This is a genomic window from Achromobacter sp. K91 (genome assembly GCF_003576205.1).
Lineage (GTDB): Bacteria > Pseudomonadota > Gammaproteobacteria > Burkholderiales > Burkholderiaceae_B > Achromobacter > Achromobacter aegrifaciens.
Genome location: NZ_QWFB01000083.1, coordinates 1 through 5,108, shown reverse-complemented (window position 1 = coordinate 5,108; position 5,108 = coordinate 1). Strand labels below are relative to the sequence as shown.

The 5,108-nt window shown below is 56.6% G+C and carries 4 protein-coding genes; 1 reads left to right on the top strand and 3 read right to left on the bottom strand.

Going from position 1 to position 5,108, the window contains the following annotated elements:
• Positions 1 to 172 precede the first annotated feature (172 nt).
• Both DXK93_RS31965 and DXK93_RS31960 read right to left on the bottom strand, forming a co-directional pair.
• Positions 173 to 1,207: a hypothetical protein gene (locus DXK93_RS31965; RefSeq protein WP_147400315.1), complete on the bottom strand. Its 1,035-nt coding sequence runs from the start codon at positions 1,205 to 1,207 to the stop codon at positions 173 to 175.
• Between the two features lie 63 nt (positions 1,208 to 1,270).
• The gene (locus tag DXK93_RS31960) at positions 1,271 to 1,642 is read right to left on the bottom strand and encodes a hypothetical protein (RefSeq protein ID WP_147400314.1); all 372 of its coding nucleotides are present in this window, start codon (positions 1,640 to 1,642) and stop codon (positions 1,271 to 1,273) included.
• Positions 1,643 to 1,715: 73 nt separating this feature from the next.
• Here DXK93_RS31960 and DXK93_RS31955 point away from each other — a divergent pair, with 73 nt between their 5' ends.
• Positions 1,716 to 2,885, top strand: coding sequence for a hypothetical protein (locus tag DXK93_RS31955; RefSeq protein WP_147400313.1), 1,170 nt, complete (start codon positions 1,716 to 1,718; stop codon positions 2,883 to 2,885).
• 617 nt (positions 2,886 to 3,502) lie between these two features.
• Here the strand turns inward: DXK93_RS31955 and DXK93_RS30675 are convergent.
• Positions 3,503 to 5,108: hypothetical protein (locus DXK93_RS30675; RefSeq protein WP_147400311.1), on the bottom strand; the 1,606-nt coding region annotated here is incomplete at its 5' end.

The window sequence follows — 5,108 nt, the reverse complement described above, 5'->3', positions numbered from 1 at the left end:
CTTGCTACTTTCGGCTCAAAAGGTCCTGAAGCGCGGCCTTGTCCAGCATCGATTCAGCCAACAGCTTCTTGAGCTTGTTGTTCTCTTGCTCCAGCTCCTCCAGTCGTAAGCTCCCCCTTCAGGTAGACATCAGCCGGAAAGCGGAGCATGTCCTCTAGTCGTCTAATAGATCTTAGATCACTTGGTCACTAGGCAATTGCTTGAAGGTGAACAGTATCCGGGGATCGTTGTAGGGAACGGAGTAGACGCGCATGGTGGGCACGCTGATCTGGACTACCGGCACAGCGATACCCGTCTTCTGGTGGTACACCAGCTGGCTCTTTTGCGCATCGGCTCGACCTGCGGCATTGCCCACAACATAGTAGAAGGATTGAATAGGTATGGCACGAGGATCCGTACCTGCAGGCCAGTCTTCTATGCGAAGCTCATTGCGATTTTGGAACGTTCTATCTCCATCGATCTGTTCCATCCTCCCGCGCGCATACATCCATTGTTGGAAGGCTTGGCCATTTTTTAAGCCGCCGGGACGCTTTGCAGAAGTATAGAGATCGAACCCACATTGCCAGAAATACTGTGGTGTACCGGCGGGAGGATTCTCATAATGATCTACCCATTGGGTTACTCCCTGCAGGATATTCTCGTCCTGACAAACCCTACCTCCGGCGATGGGAGCATTGTTGGCCTGGGTATTTATACCAGGACCACAGCCTGCGTCGGCCCGGTAGTTTGTCCACCCGTCCATTGGAAATCCGCAAAGAACCTTCGGCGAAATCTTCCCCGACGCCTTCAACGCATACGGGCCACGGCTAGGATATAGGGTATAGCCGCTATTGCCCAGGTCGCGGAACGTAATGTCCTTCCTAATCCAGGAAAAGGACACGCCGCCCTGACCCGTATGCAGAGCTCCCGTTCCTGCGGTAGATGATGGCGCCAAATCCCACACAAAAAACCTGTTATTAGGATCGTTCGTCGCTGTTCGAATGAGGATGCCGGAACACATGAACGCGGGGCGATCCAGGTCAGGGTCGTTCGACCCGTCGTATGGACACATTCCCTGGTTATAGATGTTGTAGAGTGCCGTCATCTCCGAGGCGACATCAGGCATGTTGGTACCCGCCTTGGCTGCGCCGAACGCTCCGCCAATACTCAAGACAAAGCATGCTGAAGTCTTCAACAAGAACTTGGTGTTTCGGGAAAGGAACTGCATAAGGACCTCCTGCACAGTGCGGTTGCTCGGTTGGGCCATAACACCTGTGGTTATGTGCCGAAATCACATGAAGAATCTAGCAAACTTGCCGGGGAGTTTTATTGGATTTTCGTGATTCTCTTTTGATTTCTGGAATTTATTTGCCGTGCTTGGCGCTTCGCCTCTAGTATCCACGCTGTTCTCCAGCGTTTGCTTCCCGGGCGAGAACGCCCACGCCTTCTTGGAAGCTCTGACGTAGTTTCGCTGTATTGCCTCGGGGTGGCCTGTCGCTTCAGGGAGTGCCACATCGGACGGCCGATCTGTGGGCTTGTTACTCGCCATCCCGGAAAAACCAGTCCAGAGCATCCACTTGCACGCGAAATAAATGGGTTGATTTTCAAAACTAAACTGAAGTTTGGAAATTGAGAGGGAGACATGGATTCCTACAATGACCATCTAGCCCCTTTCGCAGATTACCTTTCGCTCATGGAATCTGTGGGCAGGCTAGTCCCTCTGCTTGAACATCGGTATGTTCTTGAAATCCGCAGCACAGCAAACGGCCTTTTCATTCCTGGCCAACGCTGTAACGGAAGGCCCTTATTGGAAATCAGAAATGAAGAGACCTAGTTTGCGCTTCCCACAAGTAGTCCACCGCCTTGGTCTTTCTGCCACCCTCGCGGTCGGCTTGCTAGCTGCCCAGAATGCCGCCATAGCCGAAGAAGGGGATCCTTATGTGGCGCACTATATGTGGCGGCGGTATTTCAATACGACTCCGAATTGCCCGACCGACGGCACGACACCCAACGCCGCTACGGCTCCGGAATTCGCCTGCACGGGGGTTATTTTCCGAGCGACCAGCCCGACAAGGGAACAGGATGGAGCGTGGATTCCCGAAGCGAAGTCCTATGCAAATTCCGGCAAGCGAGCGGCGGGCGGCGTGTCGTTTTCATACATCCGTGCCGACTCCAAGTTCGAGCGCGCCGCCTGGAATGCGACTAATGGCTTCACCATATTTCCAAACGAGGGCAAATACAGGGCGCCACCCGACAAGATGAAATTGTGGGTGCTTTGTGCATTTGCCATTGATGGTTCGACGGATAACCGTGACGCCGGCGGGTGCAATGAAACCAACCGGACCAAGCCGCCGTCGGCAGGTTACTGCCAGACCCACGATGTCAATACACTCCAGCAATGGCAAGCGTCTTTTGGCCCTCCCACTAAGACCGATGAAGAAGCCGAAAATTGGGGATGGACTCATCAGTGCAGTTTCAGCATGCAGCGAGATTTACGCAAGCCGACGGACTTCACCACGGTGCTCCAGGCTAAGCAGTACACAAAAACTTTTAACACTGTGAACGAGCTTCGGATTCAGACCTGGGCGGCCAACCCAGAGGAAGGCAAGTCTAAGAGCACAGCGCTTAAGTTCCCAATTGAGTCGTTCTTCTACTTCGTGGGCAAGAATATGGCGGCTCCCGATTCGGCTACGGGTAAATCGAACGCCCAGAGCGATCAGAAGAAATACTATAACCTTACCGGTGTCTTCGTACCCATCGTACGCATTAAGCTGCCCGCAACACCGGCGGACGATTTTGACTTTAGTTATCAGAAGGAAGACCAGGCGCCGGGCATTCCTATTCCAGCCTACCGGAAGTCCGATGAGATTAAGTGCACGGAAGGCCACTTCGACACCAAGTGTTGAGCGCAGCCTGCAATATTTGTTTGTCTTGGTCCCGCGATCGGGGCGGATAAGCGTTGTGCCTCGAGGGCCTAGGACAGCACCGCCAGGCAGTGCTGAACGGTAGACAACTTGAAGGACCTAGACTGCGTGTGGAGTTACCAGGGTTCAGATGCTACTCCTGTCCACTGAAACCTGGTAACTCCAGTTTGACCTTAGCCCGCACCAGCGCATGATCGATCATGGCCGGCAGGTCGAACACCAAACCGTCGTTAGAGCGTGTTATGAACTTGGGCGGAGAGCGGCTAACCGTTGCGGGCGCGCTGGGAATGCTCGCGGAAGACCTCGGCATGGTCCATAGCCGGCCTGGTTCCTGGGAAGGCTCGAACATGGCGCAGGTGGTCGCTTCACACAGCTACAACAGCTGGAGCAAGGTCGCTTCGTCTGGCCGCAGGCGCAAGATGGCGTGGTGTCGCTGACAGCGGCGCAGTTAGGGCTGTGTTGCTCGAAGGGTTCGACTGGCGCCAGCCGGTGCAGGCGCAGCGTCTGCAGAGCGCGCTCTAGGTCCGCATTATCGGAGTCGTCAGATACACGGCTAAATCTGGGCGCTCACCAAAGAATGATGTGTCCACGGAACCGGGTCAACGATAATCCCGATACGACAAATGAGTCCCGACTTGATACAAGTCAGCCAAATCAATACCCGCCAAGTCTTCGGGCAACTCGGATGGATCCGCCTGCGGTGCCGGCGCGGGCAGATATCCCGCATGCATGGGTGCCTGATGCGCCATCATCTGGCCTGGCCAATTTTGCATCTGCTGCCCAGGGTACACCGACCCAGGATCGTACATTCGCGTAGGGTCTGGGGCCACCATTAGGGGCGCGAAGGGAGCCGGGGCTCCGCCGTGGTGATAGTTGATTGTGACGTTCTGCGCGTTAACGATGTATGGTGATGGCCCTTGGTGACCGTAAGCAGGGGCGGCAGGGTGTTGCTGCTGCTGTGGGATCGGCAGCCCTCCATAGTAAGCCTGGGAGGGATTGTTGAAGCTCCCCTGCGGCACTGCATGAAATTGCTGCGCAAAGGCCTGGGGTGTCCCGTAAGCGTGCATGAGGTGTTGCGGGACGTTCGCCGCCGGCGGGGTCAGGGGAATGCCTTCGAACCACTCTCTGGAAAACTCCGCGGGTGCTTGTTGCTGAGGGGATGGCGCAAGGTGGCTGGCCGCGCTCGTTGATGCAACGGGGGACTGCCGCCCTTGCGGCCCTACCATCGCAATCGCGCGAGCGGCAGGAGCAGGCACGGCATTCAAACCGCTTCCCGACGTTTGCAGCGCGGCACTGGGTGCCGCCTTATTGCCTTGAGATCCCGGCGCAATCGCACCGGCTGGCGCTGTCGCTGCGGTAATCCGTGCCCGCCGAGTGCTGGTCTGACTCTCCTTGAGCTGGTTAGCCGCAGTCTGTGAGTAAGGACGCGCGGCCCGTTGTTCAAGAAAGTGCTTAGTTGCCTCACGAGCCAGCGCTTCGCGTTCGAATGGGTTTCCTTGCCACCATTTGATGACATTCTCAAAGATATTCGCTTGGACGCTTGGGCCCCTGATAGCGAGCAACGGGACAATTTCCTCGCGGTATGTGTCCAGAGTCATGCCGGTTGGAAGCTGCAGGTAATGTCGGTGATTCGACTGGCTTCCCCTGTTCTCTGCCCGAAATCCCAAACTCCCCAGCCGATCACGTATACGCGCATCCAGGTTCAAATACTCCGTTCCTCGCGTCGTCTTCACGGTCCTCATCCCCCCGTCCTTCGATTTCTCGTCAGGCAGATATGCTGCGAGGCGCGCGTCGCGAGTGCTCATGTCGATGAAGTAACGTTGGCCCTCGTTTTCTTCCTGCTTGATCAGACCGTTAGTCTTGAAGTGGTCATACACCTCGATCAGGCGAGGCCGGTCCTTGAGAGTACGCAATTTGGCCGATGGCGTCTCCACTCGCGGGATGGCCGCGGGAGCCGCGTCCGATGTTCCGGCTGGCGGCGCTTGGACTGCGCCCTGCTGGGCGCTCGCGTGGTGTTGGTGCGCTGCTTGGCTGGGAATCATGACCGCGCGCATGCCTGGGTCTGAATCGCTATCTGAGCCGTCGTGGCCCCTCATCTTGCGCTTCCGATTGCCGTCCTCCCCGACCAGGCCGGCGTGGTCACGCAGGGACGCGGGGTTGTTCTTGACCATGCCGTAGAGATTGAGCCCATCCACGGTGCCTGCC